15 protein-coding genes are annotated in these 17259 nt (G+C 71.2%); 5 read left to right on the top strand and 10 right to left on the bottom strand.

Annotated elements, in window-relative coordinates; all coding sequences use genetic code 11:
* Window positions 1-54: 54 nt before the first annotated feature.
* A complete protein-coding gene (locus ACFUUZ_RS23330; protein WP_378699545.1) occupies window positions 55-903 on the bottom strand; it encodes a MaoC family dehydratase in 849 nt (282 codons plus the stop codon).
* Window positions 904-929: 26 nt separating this feature from the next.
* On the bottom strand, window positions 930-2294 hold the full coding sequence (locus ACFUUZ_RS23325; RefSeq protein WP_378699541.1) for a 3-oxoacyl-ACP reductase: 1365 nt from the start codon (window positions 2292-2294) through the stop codon (window positions 930-932).
* 112 nt (window positions 2295-2406) lie between these two features.
* Between ACFUUZ_RS23325 and ACFUUZ_RS23320 the strand changes: the two genes are divergently transcribed.
* Window positions 2407-3705 carry an acetyl-CoA C-acetyltransferase gene (locus ACFUUZ_RS23320; RefSeq protein WP_378699539.1) on the top strand — a complete coding sequence of 433 codons (1299 nt, stop codon included), beginning with the start codon at window positions 2407-2409 and terminating at the stop codon, window positions 3703-3705.
* A 139-nt stretch (window positions 3706-3844) separates the two neighbouring features.
* Here the strand turns inward: ACFUUZ_RS23320 and ACFUUZ_RS23315 are convergent, their stop codons facing one another.
* Window positions 3845-4429, bottom strand: a complete 585-nt coding sequence (locus ACFUUZ_RS23315) for a hypothetical protein (RefSeq protein ID WP_378699538.1) — start codon at window positions 4427-4429, stop codon at window positions 3845-3847.
* 165 nt (window positions 4430-4594) lie between these two features.
* Complete coding sequence (gene gnd / locus ACFUUZ_RS23310) at window positions 4595-5623, bottom strand: phosphogluconate dehydrogenase (NAD(+)-dependent, decarboxylating) (protein ID WP_378699536.1); 1029 nt, start codon at window positions 5621-5623, stop codon at window positions 4595-4597.
* Window positions 5624-6972: 1349 nt separating this feature from the next.
* Here gnd and ACFUUZ_RS23305 point away from each other — a divergent pair.
* Together ACFUUZ_RS23305 and ACFUUZ_RS23300 are read left to right on the top strand one after the other, a co-directional pair.
* The gene (locus tag ACFUUZ_RS23305) at window positions 6973-8622 is read left to right on the top strand and encodes a VanW family protein (protein WP_378699535.1); all 1650 of its coding nucleotides are present in this window, start codon (window positions 6973-6975) and stop codon (window positions 8620-8622) included.
* Window positions 8623-8938: 316 nt separating this feature from the next.
* Complete coding sequence (locus ACFUUZ_RS23300) at window positions 8939-9262, top strand: hypothetical protein (RefSeq protein WP_378699533.1); 324 nt, start codon at window positions 8939-8941, stop codon at window positions 9260-9262.
* Between the two features lie 183 nt (window positions 9263-9445).
* Here ACFUUZ_RS23300 and ACFUUZ_RS23295 read toward each other — a convergent pair whose 3' ends face one another.
* From ACFUUZ_RS23295 to ACFUUZ_RS23285, 3 genes are read right to left on the bottom strand one after another with little or no spacing between them, the layout of a single operon-like run.
* Window positions 9446-10471 (bottom strand): hypothetical protein, encoded by a 1026-nt coding sequence (locus tag ACFUUZ_RS23295; RefSeq protein ID WP_378699531.1) that lies wholly within the window; start codon window positions 10469-10471, stop codon window positions 9446-9448.
* A complete protein-coding gene (locus tag ACFUUZ_RS23290; protein WP_378699529.1) occupies window positions 10468-11640 on the bottom strand; it encodes a sensor histidine kinase in 1173 nt (390 codons plus the stop codon). Before ACFUUZ_RS23290 ends, ACFUUZ_RS23295 begins: the two co-directional genes overlap by 4 nt.
* Entirely contained in the window at window positions 11607-12269 is a 663-nt protein-coding gene (locus tag ACFUUZ_RS23285) for a response regulator (RefSeq protein WP_378699526.1), read from the bottom strand. The genes ACFUUZ_RS23290 and ACFUUZ_RS23285 overlap by 34 nt, the downstream gene beginning before the upstream one ends.
* 188 nt (window positions 12270-12457) lie before the next feature.
* On the opposite strand from ACFUUZ_RS23285, the gene ACFUUZ_RS23280 reads away from it, so the two are divergent.
* Window positions 12458-12652, top strand: a complete 195-nt coding sequence (locus tag ACFUUZ_RS23280) for a hypothetical protein (RefSeq protein WP_357017450.1) — start codon at window positions 12458-12460, stop codon at window positions 12650-12652.
* 56 nt (window positions 12653-12708) lie between these two features.
* Here the strand turns inward: ACFUUZ_RS23280 and ACFUUZ_RS23275 are convergent, their stop codons facing one another.
* Window positions 12709-13803, bottom strand: a complete 1095-nt coding sequence (locus ACFUUZ_RS23275) for a DUF4185 domain-containing protein (RefSeq protein ID WP_378699524.1) — start codon at window positions 13801-13803, stop codon at window positions 12709-12711.
* Between the two features lie 112 nt (window positions 13804-13915).
* The gene (locus tag ACFUUZ_RS23270) at window positions 13916-15748 is read right to left on the bottom strand and encodes an acyl-CoA dehydrogenase (protein WP_378699522.1); all 1833 of its coding nucleotides are present in this window, start codon (window positions 15746-15748) and stop codon (window positions 13916-13918) included.
* A gap of 167 nt (window positions 15749-15915) precedes the next feature.
* Between ACFUUZ_RS23270 and ACFUUZ_RS23265 the strand changes: the two genes are divergently transcribed.
* Complete coding sequence (locus tag ACFUUZ_RS23265) at window positions 15916-16539, top strand: alpha/beta family hydrolase (protein WP_378699520.1); 624 nt, start codon at window positions 15916-15918, stop codon at window positions 16537-16539.
* On the opposite strand, the gene ACFUUZ_RS23260 is transcribed toward ACFUUZ_RS23265, so the two are convergent.
* Window positions 16525-17196 carry a class I SAM-dependent methyltransferase gene (locus ACFUUZ_RS23260; RefSeq protein WP_378699518.1) on the bottom strand — a complete coding sequence of 224 codons (672 nt, stop codon included), beginning with the start codon at window positions 17194-17196 and terminating at the stop codon, window positions 16525-16527. The two genes, ACFUUZ_RS23265 and ACFUUZ_RS23260, sit on opposite strands and share 15 nt — an antisense overlap.
* Window positions 17197-17259 lie beyond the last annotated feature (63 nt).

The raw sequence follows: 17259 nt of genomic DNA, 5'->3' as shown, positions 1-17259 counted from the left end.
CCTCCCCCCTGGGAGGTGCGGCCCCTCGTCTTCCGCCGCCGGAGGCGGCGAAACTCAGCGCAGGGTTCCGGTCAGGTGCGGATACCCCTTCTTCGGATTCCGCAGGGCGAGATCCCACCCACCCTCGACCTTGTCGGCGTAGACGTTCACCGCCGACGGCAGCAGGATCGGCTTCCCGAACTTCACCGCGTACGCCACCTTGCCCGGCACCCGCCCCTCGACCGCCCCGAGGATCTTCGCCGCCGACCACATGCCGTGCGCGATCGGCTTGGGGAACCCGAACGCCTTGGCGCCGAGCGCCGAGACGTGGATCGGGTTGCGGTCACCGGAGGCGGCCGCGTACCGGTTGATCTGCTGCTGGTCCGGCCGCCACGTGAGCAGCGGCGGCGGCGGGACCTCGTCCGGCTTCGGCTCGGCCTTCGGCCCGCCGGAGAGCGAGGTGCGCTGCTGGTGCAGGAAGGTCGTGACCTGCCGCCACACCAGCTCGCGCCCCACCCGGATCTCGCTGATCGCGTCGACCAGCAGCCCCTTCGGGTGCTCGCGCAGGTTCTCGATGTGCGCGGTGACGTCCAGCGGCTCGGCCACCGAGATGTCCCTGGTCCGCTCGATCAGGTTCTCCGCGTGCACCGCACCGACCGCGACGAACGGGAAGTCGCGCGGCACCACCAGCTGCATCACCACCGGGAAGGTGAGGATGAACGGGTAGGTCAGCGGCAGCGCGTCGCTGAAGCGCAGCCCGGTGGCCCGGCAGTACGCGGCCAGGTGCTCCGGATCGACCCGCAGGCCGTCCAGCTTGATGGCCCGGTCCGGGATGGCGGAGCTGCGCTTGCCGAGCGGCAGCGCGCCGAGCGCTGCCTTCAGGTACAGGCTGCCGTTCGATTTCGGCTGGTCGAGGGTGATCACGTGGGTCCCTTTGGTCACGGGCACCGTCACGCCCCGATCATGGCCTGGCCGCAGACGCGGAGGATATTGCCGTTCACCGCGTTCGAGGCCGGACCGGCGAAGTAGGCGATGGCCTCGGCGACGTCGACGGTCTGCCCGCCCTGCAGCAGCGAGCTGAGCAGCCGCCCGCCCTCGCGGGTGGCGACCGGGATGGCCGCGGTCATGGCGGTCTCGATGAAGCCGGGCGCCACCGCGTTGATGGTGATGCCCTTCTCCGCCAGCTTCGGCGCCTCGGCGTTCACCATGCCGATCACGCCCGCCTTGGAGGCGCCGTAGTTGGTCTGGCCGCGGTTGCCCGCGATGCCCGCGATCGAGGAGACATCGATCACCCGGCCGCCCTCGGCGAGCACGCCGCGCGCCACCAGCCCCTCGGTGATCCGGTGCGGCGCCGCCAGGTTGACGTTGATGACGGCGTTCCAGCGGCCCTCGTCCATATTGGCGAGCAGCTTGTCCCGGGTGATGCCGGCGTTGTGCACGATGATGTCGAGCTTGCCGAAGCGGGCGGTGACGAACTCGGCCAGCTTCTCGGCGGCGTCCGGCGCGGTGACGTCCAGCGCCAGCGCGGTGCCGCCGACCTTGTTCGCGGTCTGCGAGAGCGCCTCGCCCGCGGCCGGGATGTCGGCCACGATCACGGTGGCGCCGTCGCGCGCGAAGACCTCGGCGATGGTGGCGCCGATGCCGCGTGCCGCGCCGGTGACCACGGCGACCTTGCCCGCCAGCGGGCGGTCCCAGTCCAGCCCGGTGACCGCGGCGTCGTCCTTGCCGACCCGGATGACCTGGCCGTCCACGAACGCGGACTTGGCGGAGAGCAGGAAGCGCAGCGTCGACTCCAGCCCGGTCGCGGCGGGCGCCGCCTCCGGGTGCAGGTAGACCAGCTGCGCGGTGCCGCCGCGGAGCAGCTCCTTGCCGACGCTGCGGGTGAAGCCCTCCAGCGCGCGCTGCGCGATCTGCTCGTCGGCCGAAGCGGTCAACTCCGGGGTCGTGCCGACCACGACCACCCGGCCGGACGGCGCGATGCTGCGCATGGCCGGCTGGAAGAACTCGAAGAGCTGCGACAGCTCCTCCACGGTGCCGATGCCGGTGGCGTCGAAGACCAGCGCGCCGTACTTGGTGCCCTGGGCGAGCGTGTCGGCGAAGGTGTAGTCGGTGAGCAGCGCCCGGATCGGCTCGGCTACCCGGCCCTTGCCGCCGAGCAGCACCGGGCCGGGCAGCGCCGGTTCACCCTGCTGGTAGCGGCGCAGCGCCTCCGGCTGCGGCAGCCCCAGCTTTCCCGCCAGGAACTTGCCCGGACCGGAGTGGACGAAGGAGCCGTAGAGGTTGGGCGCACCTTTGGCGGCAGAGGACTTGGCCACTGTTCCTACCTATTCTCTCGGGTGTCGGCGTGCTGGGGTGCTGTGTCGACAAATAACTTACTCCAGAGTAAGTTTAGTGTAAACACCGACCGACCACGACGGGGAGACTCGAGTGACCACCTCAGCCAAGAACACGTCCACGCGCCCGGTCGCGATCGTGGGCGGCAACCGCATTCCGTTTGCCCGTTCCGACAAGGCCTATGCGCACGCCTCCAACCAGGACATGTTCACCGCCGCGCTGGACGGGCTGGTCAGCCGGTTCGGCCTGCAGGGCGAGCGGCTCGGGATGGTGGCGGGCGGCGCGGTGCTCAAGCGGGTCGGCGAGCACAGCCTGATCCGGGAGAGCGTGCTCGGCAGCACCCTCTCGCCCTACACCCCCGCGCACGACCTGCAGCTCGCCTGCGGCACCGGCCTGCAGGCCGTGGTCACCGTCGGCGACGCCATCGCGCTGGGCCGCATCGAGGCGGGCATCGGCGGCGGCACCGACACCACCTCGGACGCGCCGATCGGCGTCAGCGAGGGGATGCGCGAGTGGATGCTCGACATCAACCGCGCCAAGACCGGCAAGGACCGCGCCAAGTTGGTCGGCAAGCTGCGTCCAGGCATGGTCGGCATCGAGATCCCGCGCAATGCCGAGCCGCGCACCGGGCTCTCCATGGGTGAGCACGCCGCCATCACGGCGAAGGAGTTCGGCATCGCCCGCGAGGCGCAGGACGAGCTCGCCTACCTCTCGCACAAGAACATGGCCGCCGCCTACGACCGCGGCTTCTTCGACGACCTCATCACCCCCTTCCTCGGCCTGACCAGGGACGACAACCTGCGTCCCGGCTCCACCGTGGAGAAGCTCGCCACCCTGAAGCCGGTCTTCGGCGTCAAGGCGGGCGGCGCCACCATGACCGCGGGCAACTCCACCCCGCTCACCGACGGCGCCTCCGCCGTCCTGCTGTCCAGCGAGGAGTGGGCCGCCGAGCGCAACCTGCCCGTCCTCGCGCACCTGGTGGACAGCGAGGTCGCCGCCGTCGACTACATCCACGGCCCCGACGGCCTGCTCATGGCCCCCACCTACGCCGTCCCGCGGCTGCTCGCCCGCAACGGCCTCACCCTGCAGGACTTCGACTACTACGAGATCCACGAGGCCTTCGCCTCCGTCGTCCTCTGCACCCTCGCTGCCTGGGAGTCCGACGCCTACTGCAAGGAGCGGCTCGGCCTCGACGGCGCGCTCGGCGCCATCGACCGCAGCAAGCTCAACGTCAACGGCTCCTCCCTCGCCGCCGGGCACCCGTTCGCCGCCACCGGCGGGCGGATCGTGGCCTCGACCGCCAAGTTGCTCGCCGAGAACGGTGGGGGTCGGGCGCTGGTCTCCATCTGTGCCGCCGGTGGGCAGGGGGTCGTGGCGATCATCGAGCGCTAGCTCGGTGGGAATGCTCGAAACACCCAGCGTGCTAGAGTGATCTGGAGCAAGGAGCCGGTCCTCTGAGGTTCGCCTCGGACAGCCGGTCCGGCCCCCGGTGTAGCTACGGCAGCCGGGGGCCTGCTTGTCTCCGAGTTCGTCAGTCCAGCGGTGGCGCGAAGTGCACCCGAGCCTCGATCAGGCCGAAGAACTTCCCGGTGCGGTCGCTGTGCGTGAGCGATCGGCGATAGGCGGACGAGATCAGATCCGGGAGCCACAGCAGCCGTTCGGCCGCAGGTGAGGTCTGCAGCAGTCTGGTGCCGCGGGGAATCAACCCGTCGCCGAGCAGTTCGCGGTGAGTCCGCTCGTCCGCGGCCCGCAGCGTTTGCTGGTTGCGCTGCTCCAACACCATCAGGTCGGTGGCGGCCCAGTCGTCACCGCCGTTGGCGAGCCGTATGGTGAGGCCCCGGTAGCAGCTCCGACGCGCGGACTCTCCGGTCGTATCCCCAGCCTCGATCGGGGCGCGCAGGGCGAGTACGCACGTCTCCGGGCCGTCGGCCAGGAAACCGAGCATGTCTTCGGTCCGGTCTCGGCCGTCGTCGCGCTGCAGTGCCTCCGTCGTGTGCCACCAGTCCCCGCCTGCGATTTCCCGCAACCCGCGCCGGAGCTCCGCCATCTCGTCGAATCCGACTATTACCGCCGTCAGGATGTAGAAGGTGTTGTCGACCGTGACATCGGCGTTCACCACCTGATATGACTCGTCCAGGTAAGCGACCGGCCCCCGAGCGTTCCGGTAGGCCGCCGCCAGCACCTCGCGCTGTCCCCCCACTGTGCTGCGCATCCGCGGGATCTTAGAGATCGGCGGCGGTTACCCCGAAGTCACCTGTCGGATCGGCAGAATCCTGCCGATTCACCCTCCGGCCAACTCCTCATGCCCTCCGAACGCCTTCCGCATCGCCGACAACACCTTGTCCGCGTACACCGCCTCCCCCCGCGAGGAGAACCGCGCGAACAGCGCCGAGGCCAGGACCGGGACCGGGACGCCGGTATCGATGGCGGCGTCGAGCGTCCACCGCCCCTCCCCGGAATCGGAGACCCGCCCGCCGAAGGCGTCCAGATTCGGGTCGGCGTGTAGTTCGGCGGCGGTGAGGTCGAGCAACCAGGAGGCGACGACCGACCCGCGCCGCCACACCTCGGTGATCTCCGGCACATCCAGGTCGTAGCGGTACAGCTCGGGCCGCTCCAGCGGCGTCTCCTCGGCGGAGAACTCCTTCGGGTCGACCGTGCCGAGGTTCGCCCGGTGCAGGATGTTGAGCCCCTCGGCGTATGCGGCCATCGCGCCGTACTCGATGCCGTTGTGCACCATCTTCACGAAGTGGCCCGCGCCCGCCGGACCGCAGTGCAGGTACCCCTGCTCGGCGGGGGCGGGCTCGCCGGTGCGGCCGGGGGTGCGCTCGGCGGCCTCGACCCCGGGGGCGATGGACTTCAGCAGCGGGTCGAGGTGCGCGACCGCCTCCGCCTCGCCGCCGATCATCAGGCAGAACCCGCGGGTGCGGCCGAAGACCCCGCCCGAGGTGCCGATGTCGACGTAGTGCAGCCCCTGCGGCTTCAGCTTGGCGGCCCGCGCGATGTCCTCGTGGTAGCGGCTGTTGCCGCCGTCGATGACGATGTCACCGGGCTCGAGCAGCTCGGCGACCTGGTCGATGACGGCGCCGGTCGCCCCGGCCGGGATCATCACCCACACCACCCGCGGGGCCTGCAGCGCACCGACGAAGTCGGCCAGTTCGGTGGTCCCGGTGAAGGTGCCGCCGAGCTCGGAGGTGAGCGCTTCGATGTTGCTGTGCTGCCGGTCGAGGCCGACGGCGGTGTGCCCGTCCGCGACGACCCGGCGGACGATGTTCGCCCCCATCCGGCCGAGGCCGATCATTCCCAGCTGCATGCCGTTCCACTCCTCGTTCGTCGGTGCCCGTGGCTGCGCTTGCGACGACCCGGGGGCCGTGGCCTCGATTCTTCCGCCCCGGGGCCGCAACTCGCACGCCGGTGTGCTCGGGCGAAACCCGAATATTTTTTCCGGCGGGGTGTAACGCCCCGTGCGGGGTGCCGATATGCAGGTTGGCTCCGCGTAGTTGCCAGACCCCCGACCCGGCAACTGCGCGGAGCCTTTCGGCGTGTCGGCCACCGGCGTTGCGGGTGATTTGCCACCGCTCGCCCGTGCTGCTGACGTCGGGGTGGCCCATTATCGTGGGCATGGGCCCGCACCGGGCGGGCCCGACAAGTGCATCCCAGCGGGGAGGACCGTTCGTGACCGACGAGTCGAGTTCGGGGCGGCGCGACCGCCGTTCCGGGACCGAAGTGGGGTTGCGCAGGCTCCTCGAAGGTACCCAGGTTCCCGATCCGGGTGCCGCTCCCTCCGCTCCGGTGTCACCCACCGATCATTACCCCACCGAGCAGTTCGCCAACCCTCGGAATCCGGCGCAGGCGCCGCGCGGTCGCGGCGAACCCCCGGCGATCCAGGGGGAGCCGGCGACCGAGGAGCTCGAGGCGTGGAATCCGCACGGCTCGACCCAGCCCATGCCGAGTTCGCGGCGGGGGGCGCCGGTGCGCAGTGCCGGGGCCGGGTTCGCCTTCTGGGGCGAGCCGGATCAGCCGGAGTCCGGTGCGGGCACGCAGGGTGTGGCAGGTGGCCATCCCGAGACCGGCTCCTTCGGCGGCGGTCAGCCCCAGGCAGGCTCCCTCGGCGGTCGGCCCGAGGACAGGCAGTTCGGCGGTGCTCGTCCGGCTGCCGATCTGTTCGGCGGGCCCCGTCCTGACGCAGGCTCGTCCGGTGGTCGACCCGGCGACAGTCCCTACGGTGGTGCGCGGCCCGAGACCGGCGGCCCGTCCGACGGTCGTCCCGGAGACGGCCCCTACGGTGGTGCGCGGCCCGAGGCCGGTCCGTCCGGAGACGATCCCTACGGTGGTGCTCGCCTCGAGACCGGCCCCTCCGGGGGGCGGCTCGGAGACAGTCCTTATGGTGGGCATCCGGAAACCGGCACGTTCGGCGGTCGGCCCGACCCGAACCCGGGCGGCGGGCGCCCCCCGCACGGTTCCTACCCCGACCCCAGGTCCGACAGCGGCGCCCGCGCCGGGGCCCCCCGCCCCGGTGCCCCCCGCCCCCGGAACGCCGCCCGTTCCCGCGCGGCCGGGAACAACCGCCCCCCGCGCGGCAGCGGGCCCAGCACCTTCACCGACTTCCTCAAGTCGGACACCGGCCGCAAGGCGGGCATCGCCGCGGGCGCGGTGCTCGCCGTGGCCGCACTCGGCTACGCCGCCGACTGGTTCCTCTCCTCCGGCCAGGTGCCGCGCGGCACCGTCGTGGCCGGTGTCGACGTCGGCGGCATGGACACCGCCAAGGCCGACGTCGTCCTCCGCTCCCGCTTCGAGGCCCGCGCCGACCAGCCCCTCGACCTCACCATCGCCGACGTCCGGGAGCAGATCGTCCCGGCCGCCGCAGGGCTGCAGATCGACTGGGACGGCACCTGGGCCAGGGTCGGCGACCAGCCCGCCAACCCCTTCACCCGACTCGCCTCCTTCTTCACCACCCGCGATGTCCCGATGGCCACCGCGGTGGACGAGGCCGCGCTGGAGGGCACCTTCACCCGGCTCCGGGTGCACGACATCCCGACCGTCGAGGGCACCATCCGCTTCGACGGTTCCCGCCCGGTCGGCGTCCCGCCGACGCAGGGCCGGGTCCTGGACGGCGCGGGCGCCCGCGACACCCTGCTCGACGGCTGGGTGACCGCACAGACACTCGACCTCCCGGTCATGCCCGCCCCGCTCACCGTGCGCCCCGAGGCCGTGGACGAGACCCTGCGCGCCGTGGCCCAACCCGCGGTGAGCGCCCCCATCCGCTTCGCGGGCCGGGACGGCGACGCCGAGCTGACCCCCGCCCAGACCGCCACCGTGCTCACCTTCGCCCCGGACGGCTCCGGCGGCCTCGCCCCGGTCTTCGACGTGCCCGCGCTCACCGGCCTGCTCGCCCCGCAGCTGGCCGCCTCCGAGGTCGAGCCGAAGGACGCGACCTTTGCCGTCGGCGGCGGCGCGGCCAGGGTGGTGCCCGGCATCGTCGGCGAGAAGGTGAACTGGCCCAAGACCCTGGAGCAGCTGGCCGCGCTCGCCGTCGCCTCCGGCGCGGGCCGCACCGGCCCCGCGGTCTACGAGAAGGTCGAACCGAAGCTCACCACCCAGGCCGCCGAGGCGCTGCGGATCGTGGAGCCGGTCGGCCAGTTCACCACCAGCGGCTTCAGCGGCCCCTCCGGCGTGAACATCCGCACCGTCGCCGCCCGCGTGAACGGCGCCGTGGTGAAGCCGGGCGACACCTTCTCGCTCAATGAATTCACCGGTCCCCGCGGCGCCGCCGAGGGTTATGTGGAGTCCGGCATCATCGACCACGGCAGGCCGAGCACCGCCGTCGGCGGCGGCATCAGCCAGTTCGCCACCACCCTCTACAACGCCGCGTACTTCGCCGGAATGGAGGACGCGGGCCACACCGAGCACAGCTACTACATCTCGCGCTACCCGGCCGCCCGCGAGGCAACGGTTTTCGACGGCGCGATCGATCTGCAATTCCGGAACAACACCGAAACCGGTATCTATATCGAAACTCTGGCGGGCGGTTCGGATATCACCGTCCGCCTCTGGGGCACCAAGACGGTGAACGTCGAGTCCATCACCGGCGAACGCACCAAGCCCACCGAGCCGACCACCGTCACCCTGCCCGAGGGCAAGGACTGCATCGCCTCATCGGGCGCCCCCGGTTTCACCATCTCGGATACCCGCATCATTCGCGACGCCAAGACCGGCCAGGAAATCTCCCGGCACACCCGCACGGTCAAATACGACCCGGTACCGGTGGTCAAGTGCGAGAAGAAGGACGAAGAACCGAAAGAAGACGAGTGACATAGATCACTCTATGTCCGAGGTTGCCGACCGCCCTGAGTTCTCGGGGCGGGGCGCCGAGTGAACTTCGGGTTGATGCCACTATTTCTGGGGCTATGTACGCGAGCCGAAAATATATAAGTGCAGGTGGGTGGGGTCGCCGCCGCGTCGGTGCTGCTGCTGTGTAGCAATTTGAAAGATTTCATATCGAGGAATCTGGCAACTTCGAAGCAATCGATTGCTGGGAAGGGGCTGCAATTTGCCGGAGCGGCGTGGTAGAAAAGCTCGTCGCTCACACACGGTGGGCGTTCAGGGAAACCTTCGAGGGGCACAAAACATGACCAAGATTCGTTCGTTCGGCATCGTTCTCGCTGCGGCCGCGGGCATCGCGCTCGCGGGTGGCGGGCTGGCGTCCGCCCAGGACGAGACCCCGGCGGGCACCGGCTCGGCCGAGGCGCTGCCCGCGCTGATCGAACTGCTCTCCACCGGCTCCGCCGGCGCGGGCACCGAGACCCCGGCCGGAAACACCGCGCAGGCCATCCAGGACGAGGAGCCCGGCACCGGCTCCGCCGAGGGCCTCCCCGCCCTCCTGCAGGCGCTGATCACCGGCTCCGCGGGCGCCGAGACCCCCGGCACCGGCGCCGGCGCCGGCACCAACTAGTACCCGCGCACAGATCCCCGCCCACCGCGGAGGGCCTCCGCGACAGGCCGTGCGAGATCTTCCGATGCCCCGCTCTCGATTCGAGAGCGGGGCATCCTGCGTTCACCGCCCGAGAGGGATGAATGAGCGACGGTCGGACGACGCTGCCTATCTATAAGGCCGAGTAGCGGTGCCCCACGATCTTCAGGCACTTTTCGCAGGCTGGGTAAGGGCCCCGTCACGGCCGAGATCCAGCCGCCGCGCCGCCTCTGCCCCTGAACTCACCACGGTGACCGCCCGCCGCCGCCCTGGCGGCAGGATCCGCACTGTCACCGTCCCGTCGGTGACCCCGTTCACCTCCGCGACGATCCGCTGGTGAATCCGTTCCCGTACCACCGGATCCGATCCGGTCAACCCGCCGTCGTCGTGCAGCCGCACCCGGACTCCGCGTTCACGAGCCGCCCGGACAGCGGCGTCCAGCTCCGCCCCGACCAGCCCCGGTGCCCGCAGCGTGTCCCGCAGATGCGCCTCCAGCACCAGGAATCCGGAGATCTCCGCGTCCAGGAAAGGCGGCCCGGCGGCGATTCGATCCAGCGCCGGGCGAACGAGCCGGTCCAGTCGGCGTAACCGCGCATCCCGAACAGCGAGCGCCGCTCCGGCGGCGGCATCGTCGGCTGCCCGCCGCGTGTTCTCGGCCCGCAGCCGGTAGATGGTGTCCGCCGCTGGCACGATGGTGACGGCGAAGAGCGTGCTCATCATGAGCGGGCCCGCGTTCAGGATCGAGATCGAGATGGCGGTACCCGCGGGCTGCCCGGTGAGCCCGGTCCACGCCAGACTGACCAGCGTGAGCGAAATCCCGCCGATCCACCCCGCCAGGATCCGGCGGCGCACGCAGAGGAACGTGTAGGGCAGCACCGAGGCCCCGACCGGCCACAGCTGGTGCGACGTCTGCACCGGCAGCGCAATGGCGCTGAACTGGAGCGCGCAGGCGAGCGGGCAGGCGAGCACGATCACGATCGTCGCCCAGAGCGGCAGGGGATCACCGGGGGTGGCGATCAGGACCACTCCGGCCAGGACGAAGAGCGCGATGGCGCCGACGACGGCCCAGTGGCAGGTGTACGCACCCCAGGAGGCGAGCGGCTGCGCGACGGTGGCGGCCAGGTAGCAGCCCGCCAGCAGCCAGGCCACCCAGGTGCGGGCGCCGAGCAGGGTCCAGGCGCCGCCGCTCATGCCGCCTGCCAGGTGAGCCGGATGCTGGTGCCGACCCCGGGCGCCGAGGTGATGGCGGCGCCGCCGCCGGGCAGCTGCCGCATACGCCCCTGGATGCCGACGCGCACGCCGAACCGCTCCGGCGGCACGGCGGCGGGGTCGAAGCCGCGGCCGTCGTCGGTGACGACGGCGGTGAGCGAGCGCGGCCCGACGCGCAGCGCGACGGCGCGGGCGGCACCGGTCCCCGCGTGCCGCAGGCTGTTTCGCAGCGCCTCGGCGAGCGCGGCGCCCATGGCGCGCACCACCTCGGCGGGGTAGGAGCTCTCCGAGTCCACCTCGAGCTCGATGCCGAGCTGGGCGTCGACCGCGGTGGCGGCCGAGCGCAGGTGCGCGGCAGCGGCTTCCGCGTCGAAGGGGGCGTCGCTGAGTCCGGAGCGCAGCTGCTCGACCTGGCGGATCGCCTCCTCCGCCTGGCGCACGACGCCGGGGTCGTCGGGGGTGCGGCCGACGGCGAGCAGCGCGCTCATCACCCAGTCGTGGGTCAGGCCGTCGATCCGGCCGCGCTCGACCTGCTGGGCCTCGCGGGCCGATGCGGTGGCGGCGGTGGCCTCGGCGGAGGAGCGGGTGCGGTCGAGCAGCCGCGCGGTGCGCAGCGCCATCAGGGCGGCGCAGGTGTAGATCAGGGTGAAGGAGATGGACCAGGGGATCTCGATGAGCGGGTTCGGCGGGTTCACCCGGAGCGCGGCATTGGCGAGCTGGGCGCCGACGGTGGCGGTGACGAGCAGCGCGATGGTCGGCAGCGGCGGCCAGACGATGGCGACGGCGAGCGCGGGCAGCCCGGGGATGGTGGAGAGCCAGAAGCCGTGGTCGATGTCGACCTCGCGCCCGTCCCAGGCGAGCGGCCAGGTGGCGAGCGCGAGCAGGAAGCCCGCGGCGACCGTGGAGACCGCGACGCCGAGCCGGTGCGGCCGCTCCGGGGCCGCGGCCACCACCAGCCCGAGCGCGGGGGCGAAGACCGCGAAGACCGCGAGCGGCAGCCACCAGTCCGCGGTCGACCTCGCGCTGTCCGCGATATCCGAGGTGAGGACGAGCAGGTAGGCCAGGTAGCCGAAGGCGACGAAGCGGGCGAAGAGCCGCTTCATGCGCAGCTCGGTGCTCACCTCCTCCGGCGGCGCGGAATGGGCAACCATCCGTCCTCCACGGCTCGTTTCAGCAGCTCCGCGCGGTTTCCGGAGGGGCGCCCCGCGGCCTCGTACTTCTTGCGGATGCGCTTGAGGTACTCGGTGACGGTGTCCTCGGCGATATCCATCAGGTGCGCCACCCTGGCCGCCGTCTCGCCCGAGGCGTAGAGCTCCAGCACCTGGCGCAGCTGCGGCGGCAGGTCGACCGCGAACTCCTCGTCGCTGTCGATGGCGAGCGCCAGCTCGGTGCCGAGCTCGCCGTCCTCGCGGGCGGCGGCGCGCACCGCCTCGACCACCCGCTCCGGCGGCTCCGACTTCAGCACCATCCCGCCGACGCCCGCCCTGGCCGCCGCGCGCATGAGGTACGGGTCCTCGCCCGAGGTGTAGACCAGGGTGCGCAGCCCGGCCTCCTGCAGCCGGTGCACATTGTCGCCCGGCGACGAGCCGTCGGTCAGCCGCAGGTCGAGGATCACCAGGTCGAGCGGGACCCGCTGGGCCAGCAGCTCTTTCACGGTGTCGGCGGCGGCCTCGATGCGCAGCTCCGGGTGCGGGGCGAGGATGTTCCGCAGCCCGGCCACCATGACGGCGTGATCCTCGACGATGCCGATCCGCACCGGTTCCCGTTCGTCGGCTGCCACGGCCCTCCCCTTCGCTCCCCTGGATGCGCCCCGATCTTAGGGGGCAGGCGGAGAACTCGTCAGCAGGTAGGTGCGAAGGAACTTCGATTGACATCCCGACAAACCGGTCTGCCTGCCCGGCATCTCTGGTAGACAATCCGCACGGACGGCGAAATGCCGCCGTTTCAGATCGAAGATGGGATCGCTCCATGAAGGTACGTGCCGCCGCCGTCACCGTCCTCGCCGCCACCGGGCTGATGTTCGGTGCCGGGCTGGCCTCCGCCACCCCCTCCACCCCGCCGCCGAGCCAGGGCGACAGCCTGACGGTGCTGCTCACCGCGCTGCTCGGGCTGCTCGGCACCGGCTCCTCCACCGGCGGCGGCGCGGACAGCGGCATCGGCTGACCCGCCCCCCGATCGCCCCGCCGCGGAGCTCCCCGCGGCGGGGCGATTCGCTGCGTTCAGCGCAGGGCGTCCAGCGGCGTGCGCATGAGCAGCACGTTGTACTGGTTGTGCACGGTGAGCAGGTAGTACAGGTCGTCGCCGGTCTGGTAGGGCCAGATCATCGGGGCGTAGGAACTCGGCAGGTCACGGGTGTCGACCAGCACGCGCGGCGCGCTCCACGGCCCCTCCGGGGCGTCGGCGGTGCGCGCGACCACCGAGTTGGTGGGGTCGGTGGTGGTCATGACGTACTTGCCGAGGTAGCTGCTCCAGTTCACCGAGAGCTCGGCGACGCCGTCCAGGATCGGCGCGGAGGCGAGCGGGTCGTTGAGTCTCCACTCCTTGCCGTCCCAGTACTCGTAGGCGTCGATGTTCGCGATCTCCGGCTCCCGCACCCGGGAGACGAACCCGGGGTTGTTCCGGCCCGCCGGGGTGCCGTAGCGGTAGACGAAGCCGTCCCGCTTCAGGAAGGCGTTCTGCTGGAACCGCTCGTGGCCGTCCACGTTCGCCCGCCGGGTGGTGGTGAGCGGCGTCCAGTTCTGCCCGTGGTCGTGCGAGACGGCGAGGGTGGCGAAGTTGGTATCCCACTTGCCGTGGTCACCCCAGGCCCGCACCGACATCATGCTCAGGTACTGCGCCCCGCCGACCTCGACGCCCGCGGTGGGGATCAGGCTGATCTCGATGCCGGGGATCTTGGGGCTTGGCAGCGGATTCGGGACGAAGCTGTCGAAGCGCAGCCCGTCCGAGGGGTCGTGGTTGGCGCTGCGGAACAGTGCGTTGCTGGTCCAGGCCCACACGCTGCCCGCGAGCAGGTTCGGGATGCCGAGCCCGGCGCTGTCGCCGAAGGCGGTGAAGAGCGTGCCGTTGCCGTCCCACATGACGCCGAGGTCGGTGCCGAGCATGTTGTACCGCTCGGTGCGGTTCGGGCTGTCCATGCCGGTGACCTGGAAGACGGCCTCGGTCGGGCCGGGCAGCGCGGGCAGCCCGCGCGGTTGGCCGTTCATGCCGGGAATGGGGTTGACGTTGTTCGGGTCGGCCCCGGCGGGCGCGCCGGCGGTCACCGCTAGCGTCAGGGCCACACCGGCGGTGACCAGGGCTGTCAGTGGGCGTTTCATCAGGGGCGGGTCCCTTCTGCTTGGCCGGGATGCGTGCCCATTCTGCCTGCCGGACCCGAAAAAAGGCGACGGCCCGGCAGCTGCCGGACCGTCGCCGCTACGAACTCCGCGCTCAGAAGGCCGCTTCGTCGAGCTCCATGATCTCGTTGTCCAGCGTGGCGAGCACGGCGCGGGTGGCGGTCAGCTCCGGCAGCACGTTGCGCGCGAAGAACTGCGCAACCGCGACCTTGCCGGTGTAGAAGGCCTCGTCCTTGCCCGCGCCGTTGTCCAGCGCGGTGATCGCCAGCTCGGCGTGGCGCAGCAGCTGCCAGCCGATGAGCAGGTCGCCGACGGCGAGCAGGAAGCGCACGGAACCGAGGCCGACCTTGTAGAGCTCGGCCGAGTCCTCCTGGGCGGCCATCAGGTGCCCGGTGAGGGTGGCGGCCATGGCCTGCACGTCCTCCAGCGCGGTGGCGAGCAGCTTGCGCTCACCCTTGAGCCTGCCGTTGCCCGCCTCCGAGTCGATGAACTTCTGCACCTGCCCGGCGACGTGCCCGAGCGCGACGCCGCGGTCGCGGGCGATCTTGCGGAAGAAGAAGTCCTGCGCCTGGATGGCGGTGGTGCCCTCGTAGAGCGAGTCGATCTTGGCGTCCCGGATGTACTGCTCGATCGGGTAGTCCTGCAGGAAGCCGGAGCCGCCGAGGGTCTGCAGCGAATCGGTCAGGTACTGGTAGGCCCGCTCGGAGCCGACGCCCTTGACGATCGGCAGCAGCAGGTCGTTGACGCGCGCCGCGAGGTCGGCGTCCGCGCCGGAGACCCGCTCGGCGAGCGCGGCGTCCTGGTGCGCGGCGGTGTAGAGGTAGACGGCGCGCAGCCCCTCGGCGTACGCCTTCTGGGTCATCAGGCTGCGGCGCACGTCCGGGTGGTGGGTGATGGTCACGCGCGGCGCGGCCTTGTCGGCCATCTTGGTCAGGTCGGCGCCCTGCACCCGCTGCTTGGCGTAGTCGAGCGCGTTCAGGTAGCCGGTGGAGAGCGTGGCGATGGCCTTGGTGCCGACCATCATGCGGGCGTGCTCGATGACGTTGAACATCTGCGCGATGCCGTTGTGCACCTCGCCGACCAGCCAGCCCTTGGCCGGGACGCCGTGCCCGCCGAAGGTCACCTCGCAGGTGGAGGAGGCCTTGAGCCCCATCTTGTGCTCCAGCCCGGTCACGAAGACGCCGTTGCGCTCGCCGCGCTCGCCGGTCTTCGGGTCGAAGTGGAACTTGGGCACGAAGAAGAGCGAGAGCCCCTTGGTGCCCGGCCCGGCGCCCTCGGGGCGGGCCAGCACCAGGTGCATGATGTTCGGGAAGAGGTCGTCGGAGTCGCCGTTGGTGATGAAGCGCTTGACGCCCTCGATGTGCCAGGAGCCGTCCTCCTGCTTGATCGCCTTGGTGCGGCCCGCGCCGACGTCGGAGCCCGCGTCGGGCTCGGTGAGCACCATGGTGGCGCCCCAGCCCTGCTCGGCGACGATCTTGGCCCATTCCTTCTGCTCGTCGGTGCCGTTGTCGTGGAAGATCTGCGAGAAGCCGGAGCCTGCGGCGTACATGAAGGCGGCGGGCTGGGCGCCGAGGATCAGCTCGGCGAAGGCCCAGTACGCGGCGCGCGGCATCGGCAGGCCGCCGAGCTCCTCCGGTACGCCGAGCCGGTCCCAGCCGCCGTCCTGCATCGCGCGGTAGCTCTTCTTGAAGGGCTCCGGCAGGTGCACGGTGTGGGTCTCGGGGTCGAAGGTCGGGGGAGTGCGGTCGGTCTCGGCGAAGGACTCGCCCAGCGGGCCCTCGGCCAGGCGACGCACCTCGTTGAGCATCTCGCGCACGGTGTCGGCGTCCAGGTCGCCCCAGGCGCCGGTCTCCAGCAGCGACTCCAGGCCCAGTACCTCGAAGAGGTTGAACTCCAGGTCGCGGATGTTGCTCTTGTAGTGACCCATGTCGGTACTCACTCTCCGTTGAGTTGGTGCGGTCGGTTGTCTGCCGTTCCCGCCCATGCTTCAGCTACTCGCGGGTAACTTACTCTCCATATTACTGGCTGGTAATGAAGTAGCAAAGTGGAATGGGTCGATGTGATGTGCGGAACATCGAGTCGTTACCGTTGCTCGTGCGCATCGACACCTGTGCGGGGCCCGCCGAGGTCGAGATCGACGCCGTCGAGGAGCCGTCGCTGCTGGTGCTGCTCACCCACGGCGCGGGCGGTGGAGTCGACGCCAGGGACCTGCTCACCGTGCGTGACCTGGCAGTTCGCTGCGGCGCCGCGGTGGCGCGGGTGCTGCAGCCGTACCGGGTGGCCGGGGCGAGGGCGCCAGGGTCGGCGGAGAAGCAGGACGCGGCCTGGCTCGAGGTCGTCGCCGCGCTCCGCGCGCGCTACGGGCCGCTGCCGCTGGTGCAGGGCGGGCGCAGCAATGGGGCGCGGGTCGCCTGTCGGACCGCCACCGCGGTCGGCGCGGTCGGCGTGCTCGCGCTCTCCTTCCCGCTGCACCCGCCGGGGAAGCCGGAGCGTTCACGCCGCGAGGAGCTGCTGGCCGCGGCGGAGGCCGAGGTGGTGGTGATCAACGGCGGCAGCGATCCGTTCGGCATCCCGGACGCCGGTGACGTGGCGGAGCTGCACGTGATCACGGGGCAGCCGCACTCGTTCCGCCGCGGGTTCGACGAGATCGAAGCGGTCGTCGAGCCCTGGCTCCGCCGCTGGGCGGAGAGGGGTCCGGGGACGTCAGTCCCCGGGTGAATCTTCTTTTCGCTTCGCGACCACGAGCGCGTCGATGGCGTCCCGCTCCTCCGTCGGACGGAGAACCCGCTCTGCCACCGCGATTCGGATCCGCGCGGACAGCGGCCCCAGATCCGCCCTGATGTCGTCGGGCGTGAACAGGATGGCCGGGTCCTGCGGCCCCCCGTACCCGTCGCTGATGTTGGTGGTGTCGTGCCCGAGCACCAGCAGCGTCCCGCCGGGCGTCAGCGCACCCGCGGCCCGGCGCACCAGCGCGCGCCGCTGCTCCGGCGGCAGGTGCAGGAACACCATGAGCACCAGCTCGTACCGCCCGCTGAGCGCCGCGGTGTCGGTGACGTCGGCGCACTCCCAGCTGATCCTGGACCGCACCGAGCGGGAGAGCCGGGTCGCGACGGTCCGCCCCTTGTCCACCGCAACCTGCGACCAGTCCACCGCGCGCACCTGCCACCCGTGTGTGGCCAGCCACAGCGCGTTCCGCCCCTCGCCGCAGGCCAGGTCGAGCGCGCGCGGCAGCTCCGGCACGGTGCCGTCCGGGTCGGGCGGCGGGGCCGCGGTGCGCTCCAGGCCGTGGATGTGCTCGACCACGGTGCTGTTCGGCGGGGCGCCCCAGACGAGTTCGGTGCTGGCGTAGCGCTCGTCCCATGCGGCGGCGTCCATGCCGCCCAGTGTAGGAAGCGGGTGCGCCCCGCCGACCACTGGCGGTTCCGTCACACGGCAGTT

Source organism: Nocardia sp. NPDC057353, from assembly GCF_042667085.1.
Lineage (GTDB): Bacteria > Actinomycetota > Actinomycetes > Mycobacteriales > Mycobacteriaceae > Nocardia.
The sequence above is the reverse complement of the archived record's forward strand: the minus strand, read 5'-3'. Positions and strand labels throughout refer to the sequence as shown.